This window comes from Seonamhaeicola sp. ABD4_175 (assembly GCF_056160885.1).
Map to the genome: position 1 here is coordinate 167,449 of NZ_JBSWYC010000004.1, position 26,196 is coordinate 193,644.

General features: G+C 32.1%; 29 protein-coding genes. 21 read left to right on the forward strand and 8 right to left on the reverse strand.

Going from position 1 to position 26,196, the window contains the following annotated elements; genetic code table 11:
* Position 1 precedes the first annotated feature (1 nt).
* Positions 2–1,246 (reverse strand): ornithine--oxo-acid transaminase, encoded by a 1,245-nt coding sequence (gene rocD / locus ACXAG4_RS13380; protein WP_475296586.1) that lies wholly within the window; start codon positions 1,244–1,246, stop codon positions 2–4.
* A 216-nt stretch (positions 1,247–1,462) separates the two neighbouring features.
* Here rocD and rlmD point away from each other — a divergent pair, with 216 nt between their 5' ends.
* From rlmD to ACXAG4_RS13400, 4 genes are all read left to right on the forward strand, one after another.
* Complete coding sequence (gene rlmD / locus ACXAG4_RS13385; protein ID WP_475296587.1) at positions 1,463–2,917, forward strand: 23S rRNA (uracil(1939)-C(5))-methyltransferase RlmD; 1,455 nt, start codon at positions 1,463–1,465, stop codon at positions 2,915–2,917.
* 44 nt (positions 2,918–2,961) lie between these two features.
* Positions 2,962–3,507, forward strand: a complete 546-nt coding sequence (locus tag ACXAG4_RS13390; protein WP_475296588.1) for a DUF6452 family protein — start codon at positions 2,962–2,964, stop codon at positions 3,505–3,507.
* Complete coding sequence (locus ACXAG4_RS13395; RefSeq protein WP_475296589.1) at positions 3,473–4,201, forward strand: DUF6048 family protein; 729 nt, start codon at positions 3,473–3,475, stop codon at positions 4,199–4,201. The genes ACXAG4_RS13390 and ACXAG4_RS13395 overlap by 35 nt, the downstream gene beginning before the upstream one ends.
* Before the next feature lie 109 nt (positions 4,202–4,310).
* A complete protein-coding gene (locus ACXAG4_RS13400; RefSeq protein WP_475296590.1) occupies positions 4,311–4,976 on the forward strand; it encodes a hypothetical protein in 666 nt (221 codons plus the stop codon).
* A gap of 156 nt (positions 4,977–5,132) precedes the next feature.
* Here ACXAG4_RS13400 and ACXAG4_RS13405 read toward each other — a convergent pair whose 3' ends face one another.
* Both ACXAG4_RS13405 and ACXAG4_RS13410 read right to left on the reverse strand, forming a co-directional pair.
* Positions 5,133–5,576, reverse strand: a complete 444-nt coding sequence (locus ACXAG4_RS13405) for a hypothetical protein (RefSeq protein ID WP_475296591.1) — start codon at positions 5,574–5,576, stop codon at positions 5,133–5,135.
* A 26-nt stretch (positions 5,577–5,602) separates the two neighbouring features.
* Positions 5,603–6,760 carry a THUMP domain-containing class I SAM-dependent RNA methyltransferase gene (locus ACXAG4_RS13410; RefSeq protein WP_475296592.1) on the reverse strand — a complete coding sequence of 386 codons (1,158 nt, stop codon included), beginning with the start codon at positions 6,758–6,760 and terminating at the stop codon, positions 5,603–5,605.
* 255 nt (positions 6,761–7,015) lie between these two features.
* Between ACXAG4_RS13410 and ACXAG4_RS13415 the strand changes: the two genes are divergently transcribed.
* The 10 genes from ACXAG4_RS13415 to ACXAG4_RS13460 all read left to right on the forward strand — a co-directional run bounded on the left by ACXAG4_RS13415 (position 7,016) and on the right by ACXAG4_RS13460 (position 14,131).
* Positions 7,016–7,747, forward strand: coding sequence for a class I SAM-dependent methyltransferase (locus tag ACXAG4_RS13415; RefSeq protein ID WP_475296593.1), 732 nt, complete (start codon positions 7,016–7,018; stop codon positions 7,745–7,747).
* Positions 7,748–7,788: 41 nt separating this feature from the next.
* Entirely contained in the window at positions 7,789–8,463 is a 675-nt protein-coding gene (locus ACXAG4_RS13420) for a ZIP family metal transporter (RefSeq protein WP_475296594.1), read from the forward strand.
* 22 nt (positions 8,464–8,485) lie between these two features.
* Positions 8,486–8,914, forward strand: coding sequence for a DUF4268 domain-containing protein (locus ACXAG4_RS13425; RefSeq protein WP_475296595.1), 429 nt, complete (start codon positions 8,486–8,488; stop codon positions 8,912–8,914).
* A gap of 139 nt (positions 8,915–9,053) precedes the next feature.
* A complete protein-coding gene (locus ACXAG4_RS13430; RefSeq protein WP_475296596.1) occupies positions 9,054–9,464 on the forward strand; it encodes a MerC domain-containing protein in 411 nt (136 codons plus the stop codon).
* A complete protein-coding gene (gene folE, locus ACXAG4_RS13435) occupies positions 9,457–10,119 on the forward strand; it encodes a GTP cyclohydrolase I FolE (protein WP_475296597.1) in 663 nt (220 codons plus the stop codon). Before ACXAG4_RS13430 ends, folE begins: the two co-directional genes overlap by 8 nt.
* Before the next feature lie 158 nt (positions 10,120–10,277).
* Positions 10,278–10,811 carry a molybdopterin adenylyltransferase gene (mog, locus tag ACXAG4_RS13440; RefSeq protein WP_475296598.1) on the forward strand — a complete coding sequence of 178 codons (534 nt, stop codon included), beginning with the start codon at positions 10,278–10,280 and terminating at the stop codon, positions 10,809–10,811.
* Positions 10,812–10,814: 3 nt separating this feature from the next.
* Positions 10,815–11,720 (forward strand): tRNA (adenosine(37)-N6)-threonylcarbamoyltransferase complex ATPase subunit type 1 TsaE, encoded by a 906-nt coding sequence (locus ACXAG4_RS13445; RefSeq protein ID WP_475296599.1) that lies wholly within the window; start codon positions 10,815–10,817, stop codon positions 11,718–11,720.
* A gap of 29 nt (positions 11,721–11,749) precedes the next feature.
* A complete protein-coding gene (locus tag ACXAG4_RS13450) occupies positions 11,750–12,379 on the forward strand; it encodes an ABC transporter ATP-binding protein (RefSeq protein WP_475296600.1) in 630 nt (209 codons plus the stop codon).
* On the forward strand, positions 12,376–13,707 hold the full coding sequence (locus tag ACXAG4_RS13455) for an ABC transporter permease (protein WP_475296601.1): 1,332 nt from the start codon (positions 12,376–12,378) through the stop codon (positions 13,705–13,707). Before ACXAG4_RS13450 ends, ACXAG4_RS13455 begins: the two co-directional genes overlap by 4 nt.
* Positions 13,697–14,131 carry a hypothetical protein gene (locus ACXAG4_RS13460; RefSeq protein WP_475296602.1) on the forward strand — a complete coding sequence of 145 codons (435 nt, stop codon included), beginning with the start codon at positions 13,697–13,699 and terminating at the stop codon, positions 14,129–14,131. Before ACXAG4_RS13455 ends, ACXAG4_RS13460 begins: the two co-directional genes overlap by 11 nt.
* A gap of 3 nt (positions 14,132–14,134) precedes the next feature.
* Here ACXAG4_RS13460 and ACXAG4_RS13465 read toward each other — a convergent pair whose 3' ends face one another.
* The 3 genes from ACXAG4_RS13465 to ACXAG4_RS13475 are packed head-to-tail and all read right to left on the reverse strand — an operon-like array spanning position 14,135 to position 15,928.
* Complete coding sequence (locus ACXAG4_RS13465) at positions 14,135–14,626, reverse strand: GNAT family N-acetyltransferase (protein ID WP_475296603.1); 492 nt, start codon at positions 14,624–14,626, stop codon at positions 14,135–14,137.
* Between the two features lie 3 nt (positions 14,627–14,629).
* The gene (gene trhA, locus ACXAG4_RS13470; protein WP_475296604.1) at positions 14,630–15,256 is read right to left on the reverse strand and encodes a PAQR family membrane homeostasis protein TrhA; all 627 of its coding nucleotides are present in this window, start codon (positions 15,254–15,256) and stop codon (positions 14,630–14,632) included.
* Positions 15,257–15,928, reverse strand: a complete 672-nt coding sequence (locus ACXAG4_RS13475; RefSeq protein ID WP_475296605.1) for a DUF4294 domain-containing protein — start codon at positions 15,926–15,928, stop codon at positions 15,257–15,259.
* 135 nt (positions 15,929–16,063) lie between these two features.
* Here ACXAG4_RS13475 and ACXAG4_RS13480 point away from each other — a divergent pair, with 135 nt between their 5' ends.
* The 6 genes from ACXAG4_RS13480 (at position 16,064) to ACXAG4_RS13505 (ending at position 22,027) form a co-directional block, all read left to right on the forward strand.
* The gene (locus ACXAG4_RS13480) at positions 16,064–17,152 is read left to right on the forward strand and encodes a M42 family metallopeptidase (RefSeq protein ID WP_475296606.1); all 1,089 of its coding nucleotides are present in this window, start codon (positions 16,064–16,066) and stop codon (positions 17,150–17,152) included.
* 54 nt (positions 17,153–17,206) lie between these two features.
* A complete protein-coding gene (locus tag ACXAG4_RS13485; RefSeq protein WP_475296607.1) occupies positions 17,207–17,761 on the forward strand; it encodes an NUDIX hydrolase in 555 nt (184 codons plus the stop codon).
* A gap of 4 nt (positions 17,762–17,765) precedes the next feature.
* Positions 17,766–18,437 (forward strand): PrsW family intramembrane metalloprotease, encoded by a 672-nt coding sequence (locus ACXAG4_RS13490; protein ID WP_475296608.1) that lies wholly within the window; start codon positions 17,766–17,768, stop codon positions 18,435–18,437.
* Positions 18,438–18,601: 164 nt separating this feature from the next.
* The gene (locus ACXAG4_RS13495) at positions 18,602–19,009 is read left to right on the forward strand and encodes an acyl-CoA carboxylase biotin carboxyl carrier protein subunit (protein ID WP_475296609.1); all 408 of its coding nucleotides are present in this window, start codon (positions 18,602–18,604) and stop codon (positions 19,007–19,009) included.
* Positions 19,010–19,040: 31 nt separating this feature from the next.
* Positions 19,041–20,480 carry an acetyl-CoA carboxylase biotin carboxylase subunit gene (gene accC / locus ACXAG4_RS13500; protein ID WP_475296610.1) on the forward strand — a complete coding sequence of 480 codons (1,440 nt, stop codon included), beginning with the start codon at positions 19,041–19,043 and terminating at the stop codon, positions 20,478–20,480.
* Between the two features lie 5 nt (positions 20,481–20,485).
* Positions 20,486–22,027 (forward strand): acyl-CoA carboxylase subunit beta, encoded by a 1,542-nt coding sequence (locus ACXAG4_RS13505; protein ID WP_475296611.1) that lies wholly within the window; start codon positions 20,486–20,488, stop codon positions 22,025–22,027.
* A gap of 354 nt (positions 22,028–22,381) precedes the next feature.
* Here ACXAG4_RS13505 and ACXAG4_RS13510 read toward each other — a convergent pair whose 3' ends face one another.
* Complete coding sequence (locus tag ACXAG4_RS13510; RefSeq protein ID WP_475296612.1) at positions 22,382–23,956, reverse strand: helix-turn-helix transcriptional regulator; 1,575 nt, start codon at positions 23,954–23,956, stop codon at positions 22,382–22,384.
* A gap of 397 nt (positions 23,957–24,353) precedes the next feature.
* On the opposite strand from ACXAG4_RS13510, the gene ACXAG4_RS13515 reads away from it, so the two are divergent.
* Positions 24,354–25,568, forward strand: coding sequence for a multidrug effflux MFS transporter (locus ACXAG4_RS13515; protein ID WP_475296613.1), 1,215 nt, complete (start codon positions 24,354–24,356; stop codon positions 25,566–25,568).
* On the opposite strand, the gene ACXAG4_RS13520 is transcribed toward ACXAG4_RS13515, so the two are convergent.
* Positions 25,549–26,067, reverse strand: coding sequence for a DinB family protein (locus tag ACXAG4_RS13520; RefSeq protein ID WP_475296614.1), 519 nt, complete (start codon positions 26,065–26,067; stop codon positions 25,549–25,551). The genes ACXAG4_RS13515 and ACXAG4_RS13520 overlap by 20 nt on opposite strands.
* Between the last annotated feature and the right edge of the window lie 129 nt (positions 26,068–26,196).

The window sequence follows — 26,196 nt, forward strand, 5'->3', positions numbered from 1 at the left end:
ATTAATTTTCAAATTGTTTAAATGTTTCTGTTATTATGCGCACACAGTCTAATAACTGTTCTTTATTCATAACTAATGGTGGTGCAAACCTAATAATATTTCCGTGTGTTGGTTTTGCTATTAAGCCATTATCTCTTAAAGCTAAACACATGTTCCAAGCAGTGTCACTATCTTCAGTATCATTTACAACAACAGCATTTAATAATCCTTTACCACGCACTTTGGTAATTATATTACTAGTTTGAATGTATTTGTTCATTTCGCTTCTAAAAAGTTCGCCTAAAACACGGGCATTTTCAGCTAGATTTTCTTCTTTAACCACCTCTAAAGCAGCAATAGCAATAACGGCTGCCAAAGGGTTTCCGCCAAAAGTACTTCCGTGTGTTCCGGGTGTCATTACATCCATAATATTATTGTTGGCTAACACGGCACTAATTGGGTACGCGCCACCACTTATGGCCTTTCCTAAAATTAAAATATCGGGTTGTACGTTTTCGTGGTGTACGGCTAAAAGTTTTCCTGTTCTGGCAATACCTGTTTGAATTTCATCTGCAATAAATAATACATTATGCGCTTCGCACAAGGCTTTTGCTTTGGCTAAATAGCCTTCGGAAGGCACGTATACACCTGCTTCGCCTTGTATAGGCTCCACTAAAAAACCTGCAATGTTGTTATTGTTTTTTAAGGCTTCTTCTAAAGCGTCTAAATTATCATATTCAATATTAATAAAAGCATCGGCATACGGACCAAAGTTTTTATTTGCGGTACTATCACTTGAAAATGATACAATGGTAGTAGTACGTCCATGAAAATTGTTTTTGCAAACTATAATTTGCGCTTGGTTTTCAGCAATACCTTTTACCTCGTAAGCCCATTTACGGCATACTTTCATAGCCGCTTCTACGGCTTCGGCACCAGAGTTCATTGGTAATAATTTATCAAAACCAAAATACTCACAGGCATACTTTTCGTATACACCTAATTTATCATTGTAAAAAGCTCTAGATGTTAGGGTTAAGGTTTTTGCTTGCTCAACCATAGCATTAATAATTTTGGGGTGGCAATGTCCTTGGTTTACCGCAGAATAAGCCGATAGAAAATCGTAATAACGTTTTCCATCTACATCCCAAACATATACACCTTCCCCTTTGCTTAATACTACAGGTAACGGGTGGTATGTGTTAGAGCCATACGTTTTTTCTAATTCAATTGCTTGCTGTGACGTTAATTTTTGTAAAACAGCCATTTTAAAAAGTTTTAATTGTTAATAAAATAACCATTCCTACTCTACCTTTATCCTTTCAGAAAAGATTCTGAAAATTCAGCGTGGGAGAGAAATCATCCCTAGATAAGTACTGCAAGTTACAAATATTATTTGTTTATCTATTTTTTTAGTAAAAATGGTAGAAACTTTAATTTAAATAAATAACCTTTTATTTGTTGCTATTATTATTTTTGCAGCATGCCTAGAAGAGAACGAAACAAATTTGTAAAACGCGGTGAAATAATTGAACTGCTTATTGAAGATTACGCCTTTGGTGGAAAAGGAATTGGACGTATAAGAAATGAACACGGCGAGTTTGTTGTGTTTGTACCCAACACCATACCCGGGCAAACGGTTAAAACGCAAATTAAAAAATCTAGTAAAAAGTATGCTGAAGGCAAATTGCTTGATGTTATTACTAGAGCCGAAAACGAAACCACTATACCATACCAAGATATACCCGGTGCGCCTTATATTTACTTACCTATTGAAAAGCAACATGAATATAAACAAACCAGCACTTTAGAGCTTTTTAAACGCATTGGTAAAGTACCCAACATTGAAAGTTTGTTTGATGAATTTGTAAGCTCACCAAACACTTTTCATTACAGAAATAAAATGGAATACGGTTTTTCGGCCATTGGATATGATAGAACAGAAAAAACCGATATTGACGCTTTTACATTAGGCTTTAAAAAACGAGGTACATGGTGGTGTGCCGAAAATTTAAATAACGATAGTGGCTTATTTGATGCCCAGGTTGAAAACAACCTAAAACACATTAGAAATTACTGCCAACAAACAGGTTTAGCGCCATGGCACGCTCCAAGAAAAGAAGGTTTTTTTAGGTATTTTATTGTTAGAAAATCGTACAAAACCAATAAACTACTTTTTAATTTGGTAACCACATCATATGATTTGCCTAAATTTAACCTAACTACATTTGCCAATTATTTGGTAGAATTATTTGGAGATAGAGTTGCTGGCTTTCTTCACACTATTAATGATGAAATTGGAGACCGCACCATTGCAACCACCGGTAGCATTAAACTTATTTATGGTGAAGATAAAATTGTTGAAGAACTACTTGGTTTAAATTTTGAAATTAGCATAAAAAGTTTTTTTCAAACCAACCCAAAATGCGCCGAAAAACTATATACCAAGGTTATTGATTATGCACTAGAAAACAAAGAAGCTATTGATAATACAGTGGTTTTAGATTTGTTTTGTGGCACCGGAACCATTGGGCAAATTTTAGCTTCAAAAAGTAAAAACACTAAAATTGTTGGTGTGGATATTGTGGCATCGGCAATTGAAGATGCTAAAGAAAACGCCAAAAGAAATAGCATTGATGGTTTGAAATTTTACGCCGCCGATGTTGGTAAATTCCTTACCGAACACCCGCAGTACAAAAACAAAATACGCACTATTATTTTAGACCCTGCACGTGCAGGTATTGCACCAAAAACACTTAAAAAAATAATAAACCTAAATGCAGAACGTTTGGTTTATGTATCTTGTAACCCTGCCACCCAAGCCCGAGATACCGAGCAATTAATGGCCGAAGGTTACACCATAAAAAAAATGAGTTTAGTAGATCAATTTCCGCATACAGCACATATAGAAACTGTTGTATTGTTTGAAAAACACTAACAATTTTCAATAAACAAAACGTATAAACGTATACGCAAAAACTAATGAAACACTTAAAATTAATTATACTACCTCTTGTAATTTTCACAGTAGCTTTTATAAGTTGTGAAAGAGATGATATTTGTCCGGAAAGCACACAAACAACACCATCATTACTTATAGATTTATATGATTTCACAAATCAGGAAAACCGTAAAAATGTATTTAACTTAGTTGTTGTTGGGGTTGATAATGACGTTATTTTATCTGGTTATGAATTTGTAACAGCCGATGATTTTATATTACCCTTAAAAACCGATGCCAATACCACCCAATACAACCTTATAAAAGACGCTACCATAAACAATAATGGTACACCAGATAATAGTAGTGATGATTTTATTGAAGGAAACATAGACACCATTACCATTAACTATACCACCGAAGAAGTTTATGTATCTAGAGCCTGTGGGTATAAAACCATTTTTAACAACGTTGAAGTGGTAATAACAGATGATGGTAATAACTGGCTTTTAGGCAACCCCATAAAATTAACTAATAACCAACCTGTAGAAAATGAAAACGCAACACATTTTAACTTATTTCACTAGTATAGCTTTAATAATTGCGTTTAGCACCACTACCTTTGCCCAAAATGATAGTATTGTAAACGTAACCGATTCTTTAAAAGTTAAACAAAAATACGGGCTAAGAGTTGCTGGCGATGTTGGTAAATTAATACGTTCTTTTTTAGATGAAGATTATACAGGCTTTGAAGTTGCGGCAGATTTTAGACTGAAAAAAAACATGTATATAGCTGGAGAAATTGGTTTTGAAGAAAAAAACACCATTACAGATTATATGGATATTACTACCAATGGCTCATACTTTAAAGCCGGTATAGATTTAAATATGTATGAAAATTGGCTAGATATGGATAATATGGTTTACGCAGGTTTTAGAATTGGTGCCAGTAGTTTTTCGCACGATTTAAATAGCTTTTCGGTTTACAGCACTAATCAATATTGGAATCCGCAATTTACATCAACAGACACCCAAGAATTTAGTGGCTTAACTGCATTTTGGGGTGAACTTATTTTAGGTATGAAAGTTGAATTATTTAACAACCTTTACATGGGTTTAAATGTGCAGTTAAAAATATTAGCTAGTGAAACTGATCCTGATAATTTTGAAAACGTTTACATACCTGGATACGGCCGCACCTATGATAGCACTGGTTTAGGCACCAGTTACAGTTACACTATAGGCTATAGAATACCTTTGTATAAAAAGGCTAAAAAGTAATTATTTAGCTTTTACACAACCTTATACTTTCAGTTAAAAAATTAAGTAAGATTGGTTAATTTTTTAAAGTTGGCAACAAGCTGAAAAAAACGCACAACAAACTATGTCAATGACATTAATAAATTTTGTTCAGAAAGATAAACTTCCGACAAAAATTGAACTTGAAAATAAAATTAAAGAGTTAGGTTATGATTTTAAATTCTTAACTGACTTTGAAAAATTTGAAAATCTTAATCTAATTGACTCAATAGATTGTGTTCTGAACGGAAATCAAACCTTTCTTGAAATTTATTTTAATCCCGCAACACAAATTCTTTCCGATTTTACCAACCTAAAAAAAGATTTAACGAATAAAGATTTTGGAATTTCATTCACGTTTGGTGCTGACGAATTAGTAAGTGCTTGCATAAATATTATTTCAATCGGACTTATTGACTTAAGTCAATCTGTTGTTTTATACGCAGACGAGGAAATATTCTATTCCCGAAAAATGTTAATTCAGGACATTGAAAATTGTTTAGAACATAACGGAGAAGAAACATTCAGCATTCCACAAGAAGCCATTGAAGAAAATTTAAGGTTTGACCAAAAAAAGAATAAAGAGAAAAGAAATAAAAAAGTAACAGATATTGTGCTTTGGAGTTTGTTAATTTTCGCTATGATTTTAATGAACAGAAAAATCATTTCTTGGTATTTTCCTTATTCACTTTTAGCTATAGTGCTTATTAAAAGTGTTATTGAACATAATAAAAAAAGAAAATATAAACCGAAATAAAGCCAGTTCCCAACAATGTATAACCGCAATTACGGTGGATTCGACTACGTCCGAATCCACCCGGAATTGCTAACTTCAGTGCTAAACCGAAAAACTTCGTATATTTATCCGTAAATGACGGTTATACGAGACCGATAATAGTATAAAAAAACCTTTTTAGCTTTCACTAAAAAAAACTTCTTTTAAAATATCTATTCTTAGTTTTAGTAACTCTGCGTTTTCAAAAGTAGGATCTATTGGTACCGGAAAAGAGTTTTCAAGTGAATTTTCGTTTAATACATTTTCAACCCAATCATACATTAATTTGCAATATATATCAACAGCTTCATGCGCAGATTTAATAGATTTATCTAGATAAACAAAAGGCAAATCGCCAGCAATTACCCAAATAAAATCATCAACATCTTTATTAATGGGTTCTATTTCAAATAGAAATACACCTAATAAATCATAAGAACTGAATTCAAAATCATACCAAGATTTTTTTACTTCAATACACCACTCATGACTTTCTAAATAGGCTTGTGCCTCTTTTTCTAAACTCAAAATGGTTTGTAATTCTTCGGTTTGAATTAAACCATTTAAAACATCTTCATTCATAATTTTATTTAGTTTTAAACTAAAATTTATTTCATGTATTTACCTTTTTTACTTCCTTCGTACATAACATATTTAACCAATTTAGATTCTAATTTGGCATTAAATAGTTGTATTTTTCTTGAAGGACGCAAACCTACATGTTTCAAAGCATCTAAGTTTGATGTAATAAACCAAGCATCGGTACCTGGGTAATTTTGCTTTAGGGTATCGCCTATATTTTTATAAAATTGCTCCATATCAATATTTAAACGCTCACCATAGGGTGGATTAAATACCATGTGCAATTTGGCGTCTCCGCCTTTTTGGGTTTTAAAGAAATCTTCGTGTTTAACGGTTATAAAATCGTCTAACTGCGCATTCTTAACATTATCTTTGGCTTTATAAACGGCACTGGGCGCTTTATCATAACCTATAATTTTATAATGAAAATCGCGTGTTTTTTTTAGTAGTGATTCTTCAATTTTTTCAAACAAATCTACATCCCAATCTTCCCAACGCTCAAAAGCAAACTCTTTACGCATTAGGTTTGGTGGTATGTTACAAGCAATCATAGCAGCCTCAATTAGCATGGTGCCAGAGCCGCACATGGGGTCCATAAAATCACTTTGTCCATCCCAACCAGACAGCATAATCATACCAGCAGCTAATACTTCATTTATGGGCGCAATATTGGTAGCTGTTTTGTAACCTCGTTTGTGTAAAGAATCGCCTGAGGCATCTAGTGATACTGTACAATCATTTCTATCAATATGAATATTAATTTTTAAATCTGGAAATTTTAAATCTACATTTGGTCGTTGTCCTGTATTATCTCTAAACCTATCAACTATAGCATCTTTAGTTTTTAAAGCAATAAATAACGAATGTTTGAATACTTGTGAATGAATAGTAGCATCTACCGCCAATGAACCTGAAGCCTTCAAGTAGTTTTCCCAAGGCATTTTGTATATGTTATTATACAAATCTTGCTCATTAAATACTTTAAAGCTATGTATAGGTTTTAAAATTTTTATAGCAGTACGCAGGCCTAAATTTGCTTTGTACATAAAGCCTTTATCACCAACAAAACTTACATTACGTACCCCTTTTTTAACATCTTGTGCTCCAAGTTGTGTTAGTTCGTTTGCTAATAAATCTTCAAAACCAAACAATGTTTTGGCTACCATTTTGAAATTTTCATCCATTTTTTGCTACTACATTAATTTATAAGTATAAGAAGCAAAAATAACGTATTTTTTTTGGCATAAAGCAAACTATAGTTTTTAAAATATACAAGCTTAGTATTTACCATACATGTGTCATTTATATGTTATGTTTTTATATGATAAAAATTGGTGTACTTTTGCATTACATTTTGAGCACACGTAACTGGGTTATCATTCTTACTATTTTTTTGAGTCATCAAATTAAATAAAAACAGTAACCCTATAAAAAGAATAATGAATACAGATACATCTACTTGGTTTTCATCTTGGTTTGATACGCCATACTACCACATTTTATATAAAGATAGAAATGACACCGAAGCCCATGCGTTTATGGATACGCTTACTAATTATTTAAATATACCCGAAAATGGTACAATTTTAGATTTAGCCTGCGGACGTGGTAGACATGCCCGATATTTAAATAAAATTGGTTATGATGTTACAGGTGTAGATTTAAGCGAAAACAGTATTAATTTTGCTAAAAAATACGAAAACCATCGCCTAAATTTTAAGGTTCATAACATGTGCCAGCCTTTTGAAAAACAATTTGATGCTGTTTTTAATTTATTTACCAGTTTTGGGTATTTTGATGACGATGCTGATAACCTTAAAACCATAAAAGCCATTAAAGCTAATTTAAACGAATTTGGTTTTGGTGTGATAGATTTTATGAACACTGATTATGTTATTAACAACCTAGTACCAGAGGAAGTTAAAACCGTAAACAACATCACTTTTAATTTAAAACGATACGTTGAAGATAAGCACATTATTAAAGACATTTCGTTTACAGACAATGATCACTTTTACAATTACAAAGAACGTGTTAGAGGTTTTACTTTAGAAGATTTTGAACAGTTATTTGAAGAAGCCAACGTACACTTACTAGATGTTTTTGGCGATTATAACTTACGTAAGTTTAGCAAAAAAACATCAGAACGTTTAGTTATGATTTTTAAATAACATAAATACACTATTAAGCACCATTTTGTTTTACAATTTTCATGAATAACTATCTTTTTCCCTTTTTAGCTGTAATTTTAGGTGTTATTATTGCGCGTTTCACAAAGCACACAAAATCTTGGAATACAAAATTACTACTATCATTCAGCGGTGCTTTTTTGCTAGCATTAACACTCTTTGAACTACTACCCGAAGTATACCACCACCTAGAAGCAAAAGCCACAGGACTTTACATTATGTGCGGTATTATGCTTCAAATTATTTTAGAGCTTTTCTCAAAAGGCGCAGAACATGGGCATGTTCACAATAATAAAAACGATAAAACGTTTCCGTACGCACTATTTTTAAGTTTATGCATCCATAGCTTTTTAGAAGGCTTCTCAATTCACAACCATAATGATATGGTTTACGGTGTTTTAGTACACAAAATACCTATAGCTACCATAATAAGCATGTTTTTGTTAAAGAGTAATTATGATAAATTTCAAATAGGCGCTTTTTTACTAGTATTTGCCTGTATGACCCCTTTAGGTACCCTTATTGCTAATATTTACGGTGATATGCATAACGCTATAACCGTAATAAACGCTATAGTAATTGGTATATTTTTTCACATTTCAACAACAATTTTGTTTGAAAGTGGTGATGGGCACAGGTTTAATACCTCAAAGTTTATAGCCATTATTTTGGGAGTTGGTATTGCATATTTAATATAAATACACATTTTAACTAAATAATATGTTTAGTAAAGAAGAATCTAGATTACTAAGACAAGAATTTTGGACCAGCTTTGGTAAATCTTTTCCAAGAAAATGGATTTTATACAACACGAAACTAAAGGGTTTTAGCTTTAAATTTCATTTTGATACTAAAAAAGCTTTAGTTGCCCTTGATATTGAAGACGATTTAGAATTTAGAATAAAATACTGGGAGAAATTAGAAGCCCTAAAAAGTATTTTACAAGGTGAGTATTTACCTAATGCCATTTATGATGAAACATACATTTTAGAAAATTATAAAGAAATATCTAGAATTTATGTGCCTTTAGAACAAAAAGTATCAATTCACAATAAAAACACTTGGCAAGTTGTTATGGAATTTTTTAATGAAAACATGACCTTGTTTGAAACTTTTTTTGAAGAATATAAAGACGTTATTGAAGGCTAACTTCAATTCACATACTTATAAACACTTTACAAAACAAATCATTTGTAATTTGTTAAATAAACACTAAAAACATAATGCAACAACGTTGCATTAATAAGATTTAGGCTATATTTGCAAACTAGTTGCATTAAATTATACAATGAAAATAGCCTTAAAAAAACCTGATGCTTGGGGTGCCTTAGCCAGCACCTTATGTTTAATACATTGCTTAGCTACACCTTTTTTATTTTTAGTACAAACACAAGTTGCTGCATGCTGTGCCGCAAAAAATGTCCCTTTTTGGTGGAAATCTATTGATTTTATATTCTTAATAATTTCCTTTTTTACAGTGTACCAATCAACAAAAAACACAACTAAAAGTAGTGTAAAAGCGGCCCTTTGGGTTTGTTGGAGTCTTTTATGTTTTTTAATAATAAATGAAAAATTAGATTGGTTACACTTACCTGAGGTATTTATTTATTTCACAGCTATTTCTATGGTTATACTTCATATTTATAATTTAAAATACTGCCAATGTAAAACCGATAATTGCTGTATAAATAATGAATAAAGAACTCATAGAAAACATAGGAGATAATCACGTTTCAACAGCTATTGAAACGCCACTTTTAACAACCGCTTTTGATAAAAGTGATGACGAAAAAATAGAAAACATAAAACATCACTTTGCCAAAATTATGGAAGAACTAGGGCTAGATTTAACTGATGATAGCCTCTCCGGAACGCCATATCGCTTTGCTAAAATGTATGTAAAAGAACTGTTTTATGGCTTAAACCCTGAAAACAAACCCAAACTTTCGGTTTTTGAAAATAAGTACAAGTATAAAAAAATGCTTGTAGAACAAAACATTACTATCGATTCGTCATGCGAGCATCATTTTTTACCAATTACGGGGCACGCACATATTGCATATATTCCTAAAGATAAAGTTATTGGCTTATCTAAAATTAACCGCTTAGTAGATTATTATGCTCACCGCCCGCAAGTACAAGAGCGCTTGTCGCTTCAAATTTTAAAAGACTTACAATCTGTTTTAAACACCAAAGATGTTATTGTAATGATTTCTGCAAAACACCTCTGCGTATCTTCCAGAGGCATTAAAGACAAAGATAGTTTTATCACAACTATTGAGTATGATGGTTGTTTTGAAAATAAAGTTAACCGCAATGAGTTTTTGGGTATTGTTAATAATTCATCAACATAAATTAACCAACTTATTTTAACATGATTGAACAACTTAATAAATGTTTACTAACCGATAATGAAATTAATCTCTGGAAAGGCAATTTATTTCCAAATATTGATTCGTGGCCTATTGAAAATTTCAATCCTACAAATGCTTAACTTTGTTTGAAAAAAAAGATGCACCCCATTAACATAGGAATAATTACTGTAAGCGACAGAGCTAGCCAAGGTATTTACGAAGATTTAAGCGGTAAAGCCATTATAAATACCTTAAACGAATATTTAACTTCTAAATGGAACAACGTTTATAGAATAATTCCTGACGAACAAGACCAAATTGAAAACACAATAATAGATTTAGTTGATAACAAAAACTGCTGTTTAGTAGTAACCACAGGCGGTACTGGTCCTGCAAAACGCGATGTAACCCCAGAAGCTACCGAGGCCGTTTGCGACCGGATGATGCCTGGTTTTGGTGAACTTATGCGTGCCGAATCTCTAAAATATGTGCCCACAGCCATTTTATCTAGACAAACTGCGGGACTTAGAGGCAACAGCCTTATTGTAAATTTACCAGGAAAACCCAAATCTATTCGCGAGTGTTTAGATGCTGTTTTTCCAGCTATTCCTTACTGTATCGACTTAATGAATGGTCCGTATTTAGAGTGTAACGAAGCTGTAATGTCACCTTTTAGACCTAAAAAGAAATAAATTTTGGAAGCAATTATTACCATTGTTGGATTTTTGGGTGCTGGTAAAACCACACTTTTAAAGTATTTAATTGAAAGTTTTCAAGCCAAAAATTGGCAAACTTTTGTAATATTAAACGATTATGAAAATGCCAACATGGATGTGCAACACTTTAGAAATCAACTTCATTTAAACGCTATTAAACCCCTAAGCGGAAGCTGTATTTGTTGTAGTGGCATTGTTGAACTTCGCGAAACGGTTAACAGAATTCCTGAAAGAAAAAATGGCATTACTTTAATTGAAGCCAACGGCACATCAGATGCTTGTTCGCTCATGGAGTTTTTAGGCGTAGGCTTAAACGAGCGATTTTTACCGCCTATACAAATCTCGGTTGTTGATGTGAAAAACTGGCAAAAACGAGGCGAACACAATGTGTTAGAAGCTAATCAAATTCAAGTATCTTCTCTCTTAGTTTTAACGCATTTAGATGAAGTAGATAAGGAGAGAAAAAACAACGTAATAATTAATTTAAAAAACCTAAACCCTACGGCTCAAATTATTGATGCTAATAAACTAGATGCATTACTTTTACCCGAATTAATACCATCTCAAAACATAGCCGAAAAATTAGACCATTTTAAAGCACATTGGGCATCGTGTTCTGTCGATTTACCAAATTTACCTTCAGAAAAAGCAATAAAAACCATTTGCCAAAACTTACCAAATAGCATTTTACGTGTTAAAGGTTGCACTAAAATTGACAACCATGAAAACTATACGTATTTTGAGCGCAAACCCGATGGCTCTGTTAATATAAGGCCGTTTAAAAGCATCCCAATTACAGGTTCTAAACTATTAACCATTGGTCCTGGTAGCAAGCCGGAAGTATTAAAAAAAGCCATTGAAACCGTTACGAGTTTAGTGAAATAACTTGTTTGCTTAATGTTTACATTTTTATCATGATTCAAACTGAAAACCTAACATTTAAATATAAAAACCAGAAAACAGCGTTTAATTTCCCTAATATTCAATTAAAAGAAAATGAGCATCTTTTAATTCTTGGTAAATCGGGTATTGGTAAAACCACGCTCTTGCATCTTTTAGCGGGTTTATTAAAACCAAAAACAGGAAACATTACTATAAATAACACAAACATTAATACCCTATCTAGTAGTAAACTCGATAGTTTTAGAGGCAAAAACATAGGCTTAGTATTTCAGCAAAAACATGCCATACAATCGTTAAGTGTTATAGAGAATTTACAAGCACGCTTATTCTTCAGTAATAAAAAAGAAAATCAAAACAAGCTAAACGACCTTTTAGAACAGCTTAATTTAACAGCTTGTAAAAACCATAAGATTAACCAAATTAGCGAAGGACAATTGCAACGCTTGGGCATTGCCCTTTCCGTAGTGCATAAACCGCAAGTTATTTTAGCCGATGAGCCTACATCGAGTTTAGATGATAAAAACTGTGAAGCTGTAATTAACTTGTTAAAACAGCAAGCCGAAAAAAACAAGGCACATTTAATTGTAATTACACACGACCAGCGCATAAAGTCTTTTTTTGAAAATACCATAACGCTATGAACATCTGGAAAATTAGCATAAAAAACCTAAAATCGAAATCGTTTTATACGGTTTTAAGTATTATAATTTTAGCATTAAGTATCACATTATTACTAGGTATTAAGCAAATACAAGAGTCTTTCTACTATCAAACCGAAAACAATTTAGGCGCTATTGATATGGTTATTGGCGCCAAAGGAAGTCCGTTGCAACTTGTATTAGCGTCAATTCTTCATTTAGATAATCCTACAGGAAATATAAAGTATGCTGAAGCTAAAAAACTGGCCAAAAATAGGTTAATTAAAACTGCAGTTCCAATTTCTTATGGCGATAATTATAAGGGCTACCGTATTGTTGGAACCACCAACGAATTCTATAATTTTTATAACGCCGAAATAGAAACCGGACAATTTACTAAAGCCCCTTTTGAAGTTGTCATTGGTGCCACTATTGCCAAAAATCTTAATTTAAAATTAGGCGACACTTTTAAAAGTTCACACGGTTTAGTTGCTAATGATATTGATGTGCACGACGATGAATTACAAGTAGTTGGAATTTTAAAACCCACACAAAAAGTAATAGACCGCTTAATTGTAACCCATTTAGAAACCATTTGGGATGTTCACGATCATGACCATGAAGATGAAGATGAACACGAAGATGAACATGAAATTAGCGATACTCATGAAGGTGAACACCATAACCATGAGGAACACAGCGAACAACATCATAAGTATGATGATGAGGCTCATGAACATGAACTTAACCACGAACACGGGGCACATGAACACCATGATGAAGACAAAGAAATAACCTCCTTGTTAGTGCAATTTAGAAGTCCAATGGGTTTGCTAACCTTACCTAGAAAAATAAACGAAAACAGTAATTTACAAGCTGCTTTACCAAAATTTGAATTAGATAGGTTGTATGAATTTACAAGTATTGGCTTTAAAACCATTACTTGGATAGCTTACTTAATTTTGATAATTTCTGGCATTACTATTTTTATAAATTTGTATAAAATGGTAAAAGAACGCGCTTATGATTTGGCCTTACTTCGTAGCTATGGTGCAAGCAACTTTCAGCTTATTAAAATGGTATTTTACGAAGGAATCATTGCTGCTTTTGCAGCCTATGTTTTAGGTTTTATAATTGTTAAACTTGGGATGTATGCGTTACTAAATTTTAGCAATTTAGGTATGAAAGCTCATATTATTCAACGATTAAACATACAAGATGGTATACAAATTGCGGTATTAGTTTTTATAATGGTAACTTTGTCAATTGCTTTTGCAATTTATCCTATTTTAAAAATGAATATTTCAACTATTTTAAGTAATGAAAAATAAAATCTTAGTCGTTTTATTATTTACGTCCTTTGTTTCTTTTAGCCAAACAAATATTACCTGGAATGACCTTGCTGATGTGACGTTTGAAGAGAAATTTTTACCTGCTTATGATGAAGCTTTTCTAGTGCCTACATTTTCAAAAAACCTAAAAGCTTTAGAGGGAAAATATGTAACTATAAAAGGCTATTTCTTAAATATTGCTCCAGAAGAAAAAATTTATATTCTGTCAAAAGGCCCCATGTCATCCTGCTTTTTTTGTGGTGTTGGTGGCCCAGAAACAGCTGTAGAATTACAATTTAACAATAGTAAAAACTTTAAAACTGATAATATTGTTTTAGTAACAGGCAAGTTAAAATTAAATGCTGTTGATGTAGATCATTTTAATTATATACTAACAGACTGTACAGTAAAGTTGGCTCAGTAAGCGTTATAACGTTTTAATCATTTCAAAATCGTCCATAACAAAGCCATTTCCAATATCTGCAACCACAGATCTTTTATTTATAAATCCTAATGCTTCATAGGCTTTAATTGAATTTTCATTATCAATATTTACAGTAAGCCTAATAGCTTTTAAATTATTAGCTTTGGCTTTTTCTTCAATAAAACTCATGGCTTTTTTTCCTATTTTTTTTCCTCTATAGCTACTCAAAACATATATTTTACTTAAAAATAGTGTACTTGCTTCCTTTTTAACTGCAATGTAACCAACTGCGGTACTATGCCATTCAAGTAAATAATATTCATACCCCTGTGCTACTTGTTTTTTTATAGCTTCAAATGATTGGAACTTTTCAAGCATATAATTTACTTGTGCCACACCAATAATAGGTATGTAATGTTCACGCCAAATTACATTAGCTAAAGCTGCTACCGTTTCAAAATGCTTATTTGTTTTAGCAATAGAAATTGTTATCATGGTCTAAATTATATAACGGAAAATCATAAAAAAATGGCAAATAGCACCTGCCAAAACAAAAAAATGCCAAATTACATGATTAAAAGGTATTTTTTCAATAGCATAAAAAATAATACCGCCTGTATAAGCTAAACCACCTGCAAAAAGTAATAAAATAGCATTATAATTAACAGTGTTTGATAGCGCTGTAAAATCAAAAACAATTAACCAACCCATTACAAGATATAGAAGTGTTGAAAACGCACCAAATTTCCCTGTAAAAAATAATTTTAAAACTACACCAAAAGCAGCAATAGCCCAAACTAAATAAAATAGTAACCACCCTTTGCTATTAGCTAAAGAAATAAGGCAAACTGGTGTGTAAGTACCCGCTATTAAAAGATAAATACTTATATGATCTAAAATTCTAAAATAGTGTTTGTTTTTTTCGTTTTTAACAGCATGATACAACGTTGAAGCTGAAAATAACACTATTATTGAAACTCCATAAATTAGCACGCTAATAAGGCTATTAGTTGTTTTTTTAGTGTCAAACATTATTAAAAGCACCAATGCTACTACGCCAAAAACGGCACCAATACCGTGTGAAATGGCGTTTAGTTTTTCTTCAAAAGCAGTTTGTTTACGCATTTACTTACTGGCTTTCCATTTTTTTGTTAATTCATAAAAATCAAACTCAACAGCAGGTTTTTGCGGCTCTAGGCGTCCGCTTTGAAAATTACGCAGTAAAATATCTTCAATTAAATAATCTTCTTCAACATTTACAGGATCAAATTCTCTTTTAAGTGAAATTTTAAACATACTTGCCGTTGTATTATACCAAAATGCACGCCAACCACTGCGTAATTCTTTCACTAAATTAAATGCTGTTTCGCCTGTTTGCCTGTGAATTAATTTTACTAAAATTTGGCCTTCGGTACGCGACATTTTTTTTAATTCTTCTGAAAATTCACCTTCAATATATTTTTGAATGCGTTTGGTATAACGCTTTTTATCTCTTTTACGTTTCAAACCTTCTAAACGTTTATTCATAGAATCTAAACGTACAGCGGCAAGTTTTGCGTATGGATAAACCTTTAGGGTTTTTCGGCGTAAAATTAAATACCTAATGCGGGCTTCTCTACTATCAAATTTTAATTTATGTAACAGCTTAACCTCTTCTAAACCAATGCTAGTTCTGGGTACAGAATCGCCTTCAATAATTAAATACTCAACCGTATTTGTAGTATCTTTAACCACTTCAGTTGTTTGAGCCGTAATTATTACAGGAAAAAGTAAAAGAAAAATTTTTAAAATTCGCATGAACTAAAATTGAGGCTTTTCAAATTCAAAATTACTAATTTACACTTAGTAAAACGTTTTTTTAAGCCTGTTATTTTTATGGCAATTAAATGTTGCTTTACATTAAATTAGTATTTTAGTGAAAAATTTTTATTTATGGCAAAAAAGAGCATTCTTAATAAAAAATCTATAGACTTTTTAGAAAAATATTTAAACAATGCAGCCCCAACTGGTTATGAATGGGGCGGACAAAAATTGTGGATGGACTACCTGAAACCTTATGTTGATGAGTTTATTACTGATACCTACGGAACCGCTGTAGGTGTTATAAACCCAAAGGCAAAATACAAAGTGGTTATTGAGGGGCATGCCGATGAAATTTCGTGGTATGTAAATTATATATCAGACAACGGATTAATTTATGTTATTAGAAATGGAGGAAGCGATCATCAAATAGCGCCAAGTAAAGTAGTTAACATTCATACTAAAAATGGTATTGTAAAAGGCGTATTTGGTTGGCCAGCAATTCATACAAGAAACCGCGCTAAAGAAGAAGCTCCAAAACCCGATAATATTTTTATAGATTGTGGTTGCGCAAACAAAGAAGAAGTAGAAAAACTAGGTGTACACGTGGGCTGTGTTATTACATATCCAGACGAGTTTCATATTTTAAATGATGATAAATTTGTATGTAGAGCCATTGATAACCGCATGGGTGGTTTTATGATTGCTGAAGTTGCGCGTTTGCTTAAAGAAAACAAAAAAGAATTACCTTTTGGACTTTACATTACAAACGCCGTACAAGAAGAAATTGGTTTACGCGGAGCCGAAATGATTACCCAAACCATAAAACCAAACGTGGCTATAGTTACCGATGTAACACACGATACCACAACGCCCATGATTGAAATGAAAAAAGAAGGGCATTTAGAAATTGGTAAGGGCCCTGTTGTTGCTTATGCGCCTGCAGTACAACAAAAATTACGTGATTTAATTATTGATACTGCAGAAGATAAAGATATTCCTTTTCAACGTTCTGCGCTTTCTAGAGCCACAGGAACAGATACAGATGCCTTTGCTTACAGTAATGGCGGTGTTGCTTCAGCTTTAATTTCGTTACCATTGCGTTATATGCACACTACGGTTGAAATGGTTCATAAGGAAGATGTTGAGAACGTTATAAAATTAATTTATGAATCGCTTTTAAATATTAAAGACGGCGATACATTTAGTTATTTTGAATAAAACTATTTTAAATTCCCGCGAAAGCGGGAATCTTTTTTCTATTTAATTAAAAACATGGATGAACTCATAGATATTGTAGATGCCAACGGCAACCCCACTGGCAAAACGGCTTTAAAATCTGTTATTCACCAAAAAGGATATTATCATAATACTTGCCATGTTTGGTATTACACAAAAAATGGTACTATTCTGTTGGCGCAACGTAGTGCCAAAAAAGCCATATGCCCCTTAATGTGGGATGTTTCAGTTGCCGGCCATATTGATGCTGGTGAAACTGCAGAACAAGCAACCCTTAGAGAAACCAAAGAGGAAATTGGCTTAATAATTACCGAAAGTGACTTGCATAAAATTGGTACTTTTAAATGCTTTTCAAACTATAAAAATGGCTTGATAGACAATGAATTTCATATCACCTTTATTGCTCAAATTAACACACCTATTAATAAGCTTACACCTCAAATTGATGAAGTTGATGCCCTAAAATACGTGTCAATTAATGAGTTTCAAGAGCTTATTGATACTATTGGTAATAACAATAATCATTTTGCGCCTTCAAATAAACAGTATTATCAAACTGTTTTAACTAAAATATCTCAAACGCTTGCTTAATTAAATGCCGCTACTTTTACTTGCCATTGCTCCTGTTTTTGCTATAATTATTTATATAAATTATAAAGACAAATACGAAAAAGAATCAAAAAAGCTACTCCTTTATAACTTTATACTTGGTGCTGTTATTAGTGTTATAATAACAACAATTATTTATTACGTGTTTGATATTGTATTGCCATTAACAAACCACACCAGTATTTTACAGCAATTTATAAAAGCATTTGTTGTAGTTGGCTTAACCGAAGAATTTAGTAAATACATTATTGTTAAACAGTTTGCTCAAAAAACCAAAGATTTTAATGAACCTTTTGATGGCATTGTTTACGCCGTTATGGTATCAATGGGGTTTGCTGCTACCGAAAATATTTTTTATGTACTTGAAGGCGGCTATGTTACAGCGCTATTAAGAGCTTTTACTGCTGTACCTGCGCATGCAACCTTTGGTATTTTAATGGGGTATTTTATGGGTAAAGCTAAATTTTCAAACTCAAGAGTAGTACTAAATTTTGCAGGCTTATTTTTTGCTATTATTTTTCACGGAGCTTATGATTTCTTCTTATTTATAGACTTTATTCCCGGTATTTGGGTTGGGGCTTTTGTGTCATTATTTATTGGTATTATTTTATCAAGAAAAGCCATAAAAAAGCATCAAGAAAATTCGGTTTTTAAGTAAGTATACTTTCTATTTTAAAATATATTTAATAATGTTCTAACACATTATAACTATATTTATACTTTAACCAATTTTCTATTTACATGACAAAAACTTTTAAAACAAAGGTTAATTCGACTTTTGATTTTGACATTTCTTCAGAACAGGTGTCAGCACTTGATACTTTGCGTATATCAGAATCAAAGTTTCACATTCTTAAAGCTCATAAATCTTTCCAAGCAGACATTCAGTCGTCTAATTTTAACAGCAAAAACTACAACGTTATAGTTAATGGCAATACTTACAATGTTCAAATTTCAGATCAATTAGATGTTCTCATCAATGACATGGGTTTTGCTCTTGGCACAACCAAACACGTTAATTCTATTAAAGCTCCAATGCCCGGTTTAATACTAGAGATAAGCGTAAAAGATGGTCAACAAGTAGAAGAAGACACGCCTTTACTAATTCTAGAAGCTATGAAAATGGAAAATGTTATAACCTCTCCACGCAATGGTGTTATTAAGTCTATAACGGTAAAAAAAGGCGATGCCGTTGATAAAAATGAATTATTAATAGAATTTGATAATTAAGTCTTATTAGTTTCAAAATAAGTTACTACACATGAAGAAAATATTAGTTGCCAACAGAGGCGAAATTGCTATTAGAGTTATGAAAACTGCCCGAAAAATGGGCATAAAAACAGTAGCAGTATTCTCTAAAATTGATAGACATGCGCCGCATGTAAAATATGCCGATGAAGCCGTTTGTATAGGTGAAGCACCATCAAACGAATCTTACTTAAGAGGAGACAAAATTATAGAAGTCGCAAAATCGCTACATGTAGATGGCATTCATCCCGGTTACGGTTTTTTAAGTGAAAATGCAGACTTTGCTGAATTAGTTGAAAAGAACAACATTACATTTATTGGGCCAAAATCTAAAGCCATAAAAGTTATGGGAAGCAAGTTAGCAGCCAAAGAAACTGTTAAGGCTTATAATATACCAATGGTACCAGGAATAGATGAGGCCATTACTGATGTTGATAAAGCTAAAAAAATAGCCCGAAACATAGGGTTTCCCATTTTAATAAAAGCTTCAGCAGGCGGTGGCGGCAAAGGAATGCGTATTGTAGAAAAGGAAGACGACTTAGAATCGCAAATGACTCGCGCTATAAGTGAAGCTACTTCTGCCTTTGGTGACGGTTCTGTTTTTATAGAAAAATATGTTACATCACCAAGACACATAGAAATTCAAATAATGGCTGATAGTCATGGAAATATTGTACACCTCTTTGAACGCGAGTGCAGTATACAGAGAAGACATCAAAAAGTAGTTGAAGAGGCGCCTTCTTCTGTATTGTCTCCAGAGTTAAGAGCTAAAATGGGGGAAGCTGCCGTTAAAGTTGCTAAATCCTGCGATTACTTAGGAGCAGGTACCGTAGAATTTTTACTTGATGCCGACCATAATTTCTACTTTCTTGAAATGAACACAAGACTACAAGTAGAACATCCTATTACAGAACTAATTACTGGTATTGATTTAGTTGAACTTCAAATTAAAGTAGCAAGAGGTGAAAAACTTCCCATTAAGCAAGACGATTTAAACATTAGCGGTCATGCCCTTGAGCTTAGAGTATATGCCGAAGATCCTCTTAACGATTTTCTACCAAGTGTTGGTAAGCTTGAAGTGTATAAATTACCCATGGGCAACGGCATTAGAGTTGATAATGGTTTTGAAGAAGGTATGGATATCCCAATCTATTATGACCCTATGCTTTCTAAATTAATCACCTACGGAAAAACAAGAGAAGAAGCCATACAACTAATGGTTGCGGCTATAAATAATTATAATGTTAAAGGCGTTTCCACGACGCTACCTTTTGGAAAATTTGTTTGCGAACATGAAGCTTTCCGTTCTGGTAATTTTGATACGCATTTTGTAAAAAAATACTATTCGCCAGATAAGTTAAACGAACAGACTAAAGAGGAAGCTAAAATTGCGGCTTTAATTGCAGTAAAACAATACTTAACAGACCAGAAACTTTTAAGATTACCAAATTAAAATATATGAACTCAAAAATAAATAAGTTAAACGAACGTATAGCACTTGCCCATTTAGGTGGCGGTAAGAAACGTATTGATAAACAGCATGCTAAGAAAAAATTAACAGCAAGAGAACGTGTTAACTACTTATTAGATGAAGGTTCTTTTGAAGAAATTGGCATTTTAGTAACACACCGAACTACAGATTTTGGCATGGATAAAGAAATCTACTATGGTGATGGCGTAATAACTGGCTATGGTACAGTTGATGGTAGATTGGTTTATGTTTACGCCCAAGACTTTACTGTTTTTGGTGGTGCCTTATCAGAAACTCACGCCGAAAAAATATGTAAAATCATGGATCTTGCCGTAAAAGTGGGAGCTCCAATTATTGGTTTAAATGATTCTGGAGGTGCTCGTATTCAAGAAGGCGTTAAATCTTTAGGTGGCTATGCCGATATCTTTTACAGAAATGTACAAGCGTCTGGTGTTGTTCCGCAAATATCGGCTATAATGGGCCCATGTGCAGGTGGCGCTGTGTATTCACCTGCTATGACAGACTTTACTATTATGGTAGAAAATACAAGTTATATGTTTGTAACTGGCCCTAATGTTGTTAAAACAGTAACAAATGAAGAAGTTAGTAGTGAAGAACTTGGTGGCGCACAAACGCATGCTTCTAAATCTGGTGTAGCTCACAAAACATCTCTTAATGATATTGAGTGCTTAGAGGATGTAAAAAAATTACTCAGTTACCTACCTCAAAATAACACTGAGACTGCGCAAAAATTAGACTTCTCCCCTACTGAGGAAATTAGAGAAGTATTAAACACTATAGTTCCTAGTAATGCAAACAAACCTTATGATATGCATGAGGTTATTAACGGCATTATAGATGAAGATTCCTTTTATGAAATCCACAAAGACTACGCAGAGAATATTATAGTAGGTTTTGCAAGGCTTGGAGGAAGAAGCATCGGAATAATAGCCAATCAGCCAATGTTTCTAGCTGGTGTATTAGATGTAGACAGCTCCAAAAAAGCAGCTAGATTTACACGTTTTTGCGATTGCTTTAATATTCCTTTATTGGTTCTAGTAGACGTACCAGGTTTTTTACCTGGAACTGATCAAGAGTGGAATGGTATTATTGTTCATGGCGCAAAATTACTGTATGCTCTAAGTGAAGCAACCGTACCAAGAGTTACTGTAATTACAAGAAAAGCCTATGGAGGAGCTTATGACGTTATGAACTCTAAACATATAGGAGCCGATTTTAACTACGCATGGCCTAGTGCAGAAATTGCGGTTATGGGAGCCAAAGGCGCAAGTGAAATAATTTTTAGACGTGAAATAGCAGAAGCAGAAAATCCAGCAGATAAGCTAGCTGAAAAAGAAGCAGAATATGCCAATACATTTGCAAACCCATACAGTGCTGCCAAACGTGGCTTTATTGATGAGGTTATACTACCAGAAAATACACGACGAAAATTATTAAAAACCTTTTCTATGTTAGAAAACAAAAAAGTTAATTCACCACAAAGGAAGCACGGTAATATTCCATTATAAAAAGAGAGCACACATATTGAAACGAAAAAAGGAGGCTCCCTAACCTGCCTCCTTTTCTTTTTTGCTAACGAAACTTAATAAATATTTCGATATTTATCTTGTTAGTCTTTAACCTGTTTTAACTTTGTTTAACAAAAATTAAACTTATAGCCTTGTTTAATTTTATCCAACCAATAAACAAAGACGCAGGCGCTTTGAGAGTACTAACTGCTGATAATAGCGTGACACAAATATGAAAAAAAGAAGCAACAAATTGCATAAAAAACACTACGCATTTAATACGCACGTTAAGTTTTTATTAACTTTTGTTTATTGGTTTTTTCAAAAAAGACAATTATATCCTACAAAAAATAATTAATCATAAAAATTATCTTGCAAAAAAGAAGCTAACGAGATACTTTTATCTAAATTCATTTTTTTGGTAATTCTGTACCGTTTACTTTCAATACCTCTTACAGATGTATTTAAAAATAATGCTATTTCTTTATTTTTAAAGCCAATGTATATATGATAACATATAATAATATCAGAATCATTTAAACTAGGAAACATCTTTTTAAGTTTATTGAAAAAACTAATATTAAAATCGTTAATTAAATCTAAATGATTATTACTTTCATTTAAAATTGTAGATGATTCTAAACGAATATTCGTATAAAAATCTTTAATCATGTCACGTTGGGTAACAACATCATTTACTGATGAGATAACTTTTGCCTTACTTTTTAAATTATTAATATAATCTTCTAAACCTTGCACTTTAGCCGTTAACTTTTCATGATTATTTTTTAGCTGGTTCAGCTGTTTATTTTCTTCATCTAAATTATTTAGTTTAATTTTTTGCTTTTTGTAAAACACTAAATATATAATACTTGTAAGCAGTACAGTTGCTAAACAACCCGCGACAAAAAATTCAAAAAAGGTATTTTTCTCACTTTCTTCTTTTAATTTTGTTTCTACTTTTAATAATGAGTGGTTTATTTGATGGCCTGCATCTATTAGGCTTGCAAACATTTTTTCTTCATGTAAGCGTAAAGAATCTATATATTTTTTAGATTCATCGAGTCCTCCTTCTTGTTCATAAACAGCAGAGTAAAGTGTTAAATAGTCTTTAACGGTATCATTACCCATAAACTTTCTTAGTTTTGATGCTTTATTTAAGTAATGAAATGTAGAATCTAGCTGTTTGTTTCTATTAAAAAACTTTGCCAAATTTGTATTAATTGTAGCATTAAAAGAACAGTAATTAAATGGAGCTATTGTTTTATTATTTTTTAACTTTTTAAATTTACTGTAGTAATACTGGGCTTCATTAAAATTATTTAAACTAATATGGTTTGATGTAACCATAAATAGAGCAAACATATAAAAGTAAGCATCATCTTTTACACTCTCATATTTATCTAAATTACTTAAAATTAAAGTATTGGTTTCTTTATACTTATTTTTTAAAAACTTAGTATAAATTTTAATTTGTTCAACCTCTACTAATCCGTTTTTGTAGTCGCTTAAATTAAAATACTCATTCGCTTTATTTAGATAATTTTCAGCTAAAGAATCTTTTTTAGTGTTTGATAAAATAGCATACAATTCAAGACATGAACGTCCTGCTACTTTATATTTTTTTTCAATTTCGCTATATTTTAGTGCCTGAATATAACATTGATACACTTTTGGGTATTCATTGTATTCATCGTGTATTAAAGCTTTTAACGCAAAATATTCTGAAACTCTGCCTTTTAAACTATTCTCTATGGGTTTTGGTATAGAATCTAAAAAAGGCTGTGCAGATTTTGAATTTTTTTTAATATGCACCTGAGCAGAATCTAAAAAACGAAAATATTCATTTTGTCCATGAGCAAAACAAATGGTTAAAAATAAAATGCAGCATATACCTCTGATGATAGTTTTTTTTTGAGAGATAAACAATTTATTATTTTTTTGTAAATAAAACGGCAAATTTTTGTTATTCAAAATTACAAAATACTTTAAACAAATTAACATAGTATAATATAACAGCCTTTGTTTTTAGCTTAAAGGTATTCATTTACAGATGATTGACATAAAAACGAAAAAAAAATTCCATATTTGAATTGTATCTTCAAAAAAAGCTAATTTTTTAACAAGAATACTCTTAACATTTATTCAACATTTAAAATATACCTAGATTTTTAATATTGCTAGTAAATACCATTTTAATACTAATAAGTGTTATTATTAAAGCGCTGAAACCAATAAATTTCAAAGCTTAAACTTTGTGAATTCTTTAACTTATAATCACCTTTAATAAACACAAAAATCAATATTATTAAATTACTTTTGCGCCATGCAAAATAATAACTCTTTTAAAATAGAATTTGTTGCTTTAATGGCCGCTTTAATGTCTATTGTAGCAATTTCTATTGATGCATTATTACCTGCCTTACCTACAATTGGCAATTATTTAGGTGTTACTAACCCTAATAATAACCAATTGCTTATAACCATGATTTTTTTAGGTTTAGGTTTTGGCCAGTTAATTTTTGGCCCATTATCTGATAGTTTTGGCAGAAAACCCATTGTATATTTTGGTTTTGTTTTGTTTATTATAGCTAGTTATATATGCCTTACTACTAAAAGTTTTGAAGTTATGATTATTGGTAGAGTGCTACAAGGCATGGGCTTATCTGCACAAAGAACATTAAGTTTGGCTATAATTAGAGATTCTTACAGTGGCGATTATATGGCCAAAATAATGTCTATTGTAGTCATGGTTTTTATTTTAGTACCCGTAATAGCTCCTGCTATGGGACAATTAATTTTGAATTATTACGATTGGAAAGCCATTTTTTATGTTAATCTATTTTATGGACTAATTGTTATTATTTGGTTTTGGAAAAGGCAACCTGAAACTCTAGCCAAAGAGAAGCGCATTAAATTTTCATCGTCATTGTTTATTGATGGTGTTAAAGAATTTTTTAAGTATAAAGATGCCATAGCTTACACATTAGCTTCGGGCTTTATTACCGGTTCGTTTATGGTGTACTTAAGTACCTCACAACAAATATTTGAGCAACAATATAATTTAGCCGAATTATTCCCTTACATTTTTGCTAGTTTAGCCATTTCTATTGGTCTTGCTACTTATTTAAACAGCGTTTGGGTTGTAAAATTTGGCATGTGGAAAATAGCTTATATCGCCACAATTGCCTACGCTGCTATTTCACTATTATATATTATTTTATTTAACTCTGGTAATAACCCGCCAATAGCTATTTTAATTGGCTTTTTTGTATTACAATTTTTTTCGGTAGGATTTTTATTTGGTAATTTAAGGGCTTTAGCAATGCAACCGCTTGGTCATATTGCTGGTATTGGTGCAGCCATAAATGGTTTTGTTTCAACTGTAATGGCAGTGCCTATTGCCAATTATATTGGCAGTTTTGTAAACAACTCTGTTTTGCCTCTTTTTATGGGTTTTTCATTATTTGGAGCTCTTACTTTGTTAACGTTTTTATACTTAAAAAAAACTAAAAAAGCAGCTACAAATAACGTTGCTTAATAATATTTATATGATGCTTGTAGTGCCCTAGCGTTATAAATGCCAATGCCCTAGCCGATGTTGGCGCAGCATTTATTTCTCCAATTTGTTTTAAATCTTTAGTTGATATACTTTTTAATAAGGCTATAAAACCTTGTTGTACAATGGTAAACTCTTCAATGAGGGTTTGTATAGATTTTGTATTGGCTTTTGATGTTGGTACATAATCATTTTCTTCAAAGCCTGGTAATGGTGTTTTATCATGTCTGGCTACATGAAAACACCTAAATTGAAATACACGCTCACAGTCTATCATGTGCTGAAACACTTCTTTTACAGTCCATTTATCTGCTTCATATTTATATTCTAATTTTTCCTTTGGAATGCCCTTAAAAAAGGTTTGCACATTATTTAAATTTTCTTGAAACGCTGAAATTAACTCAGTTTCGGCTGGAAGTATATTTAAGTAGCTGCTATAAAATTGATTGTATTCTGAAGGGTTTACATCTTTTAGTGTCATGGTTTTATTTTTAACTGCTTTTAAATATACTGCTTATTGCATTAGGGATTGCAGTGGCATCCTTTTTATTTTGTTTTTTTGACGCAGGAGAAAAAATAAAATAAAAAGATATAACGGAAAGCCCGACGC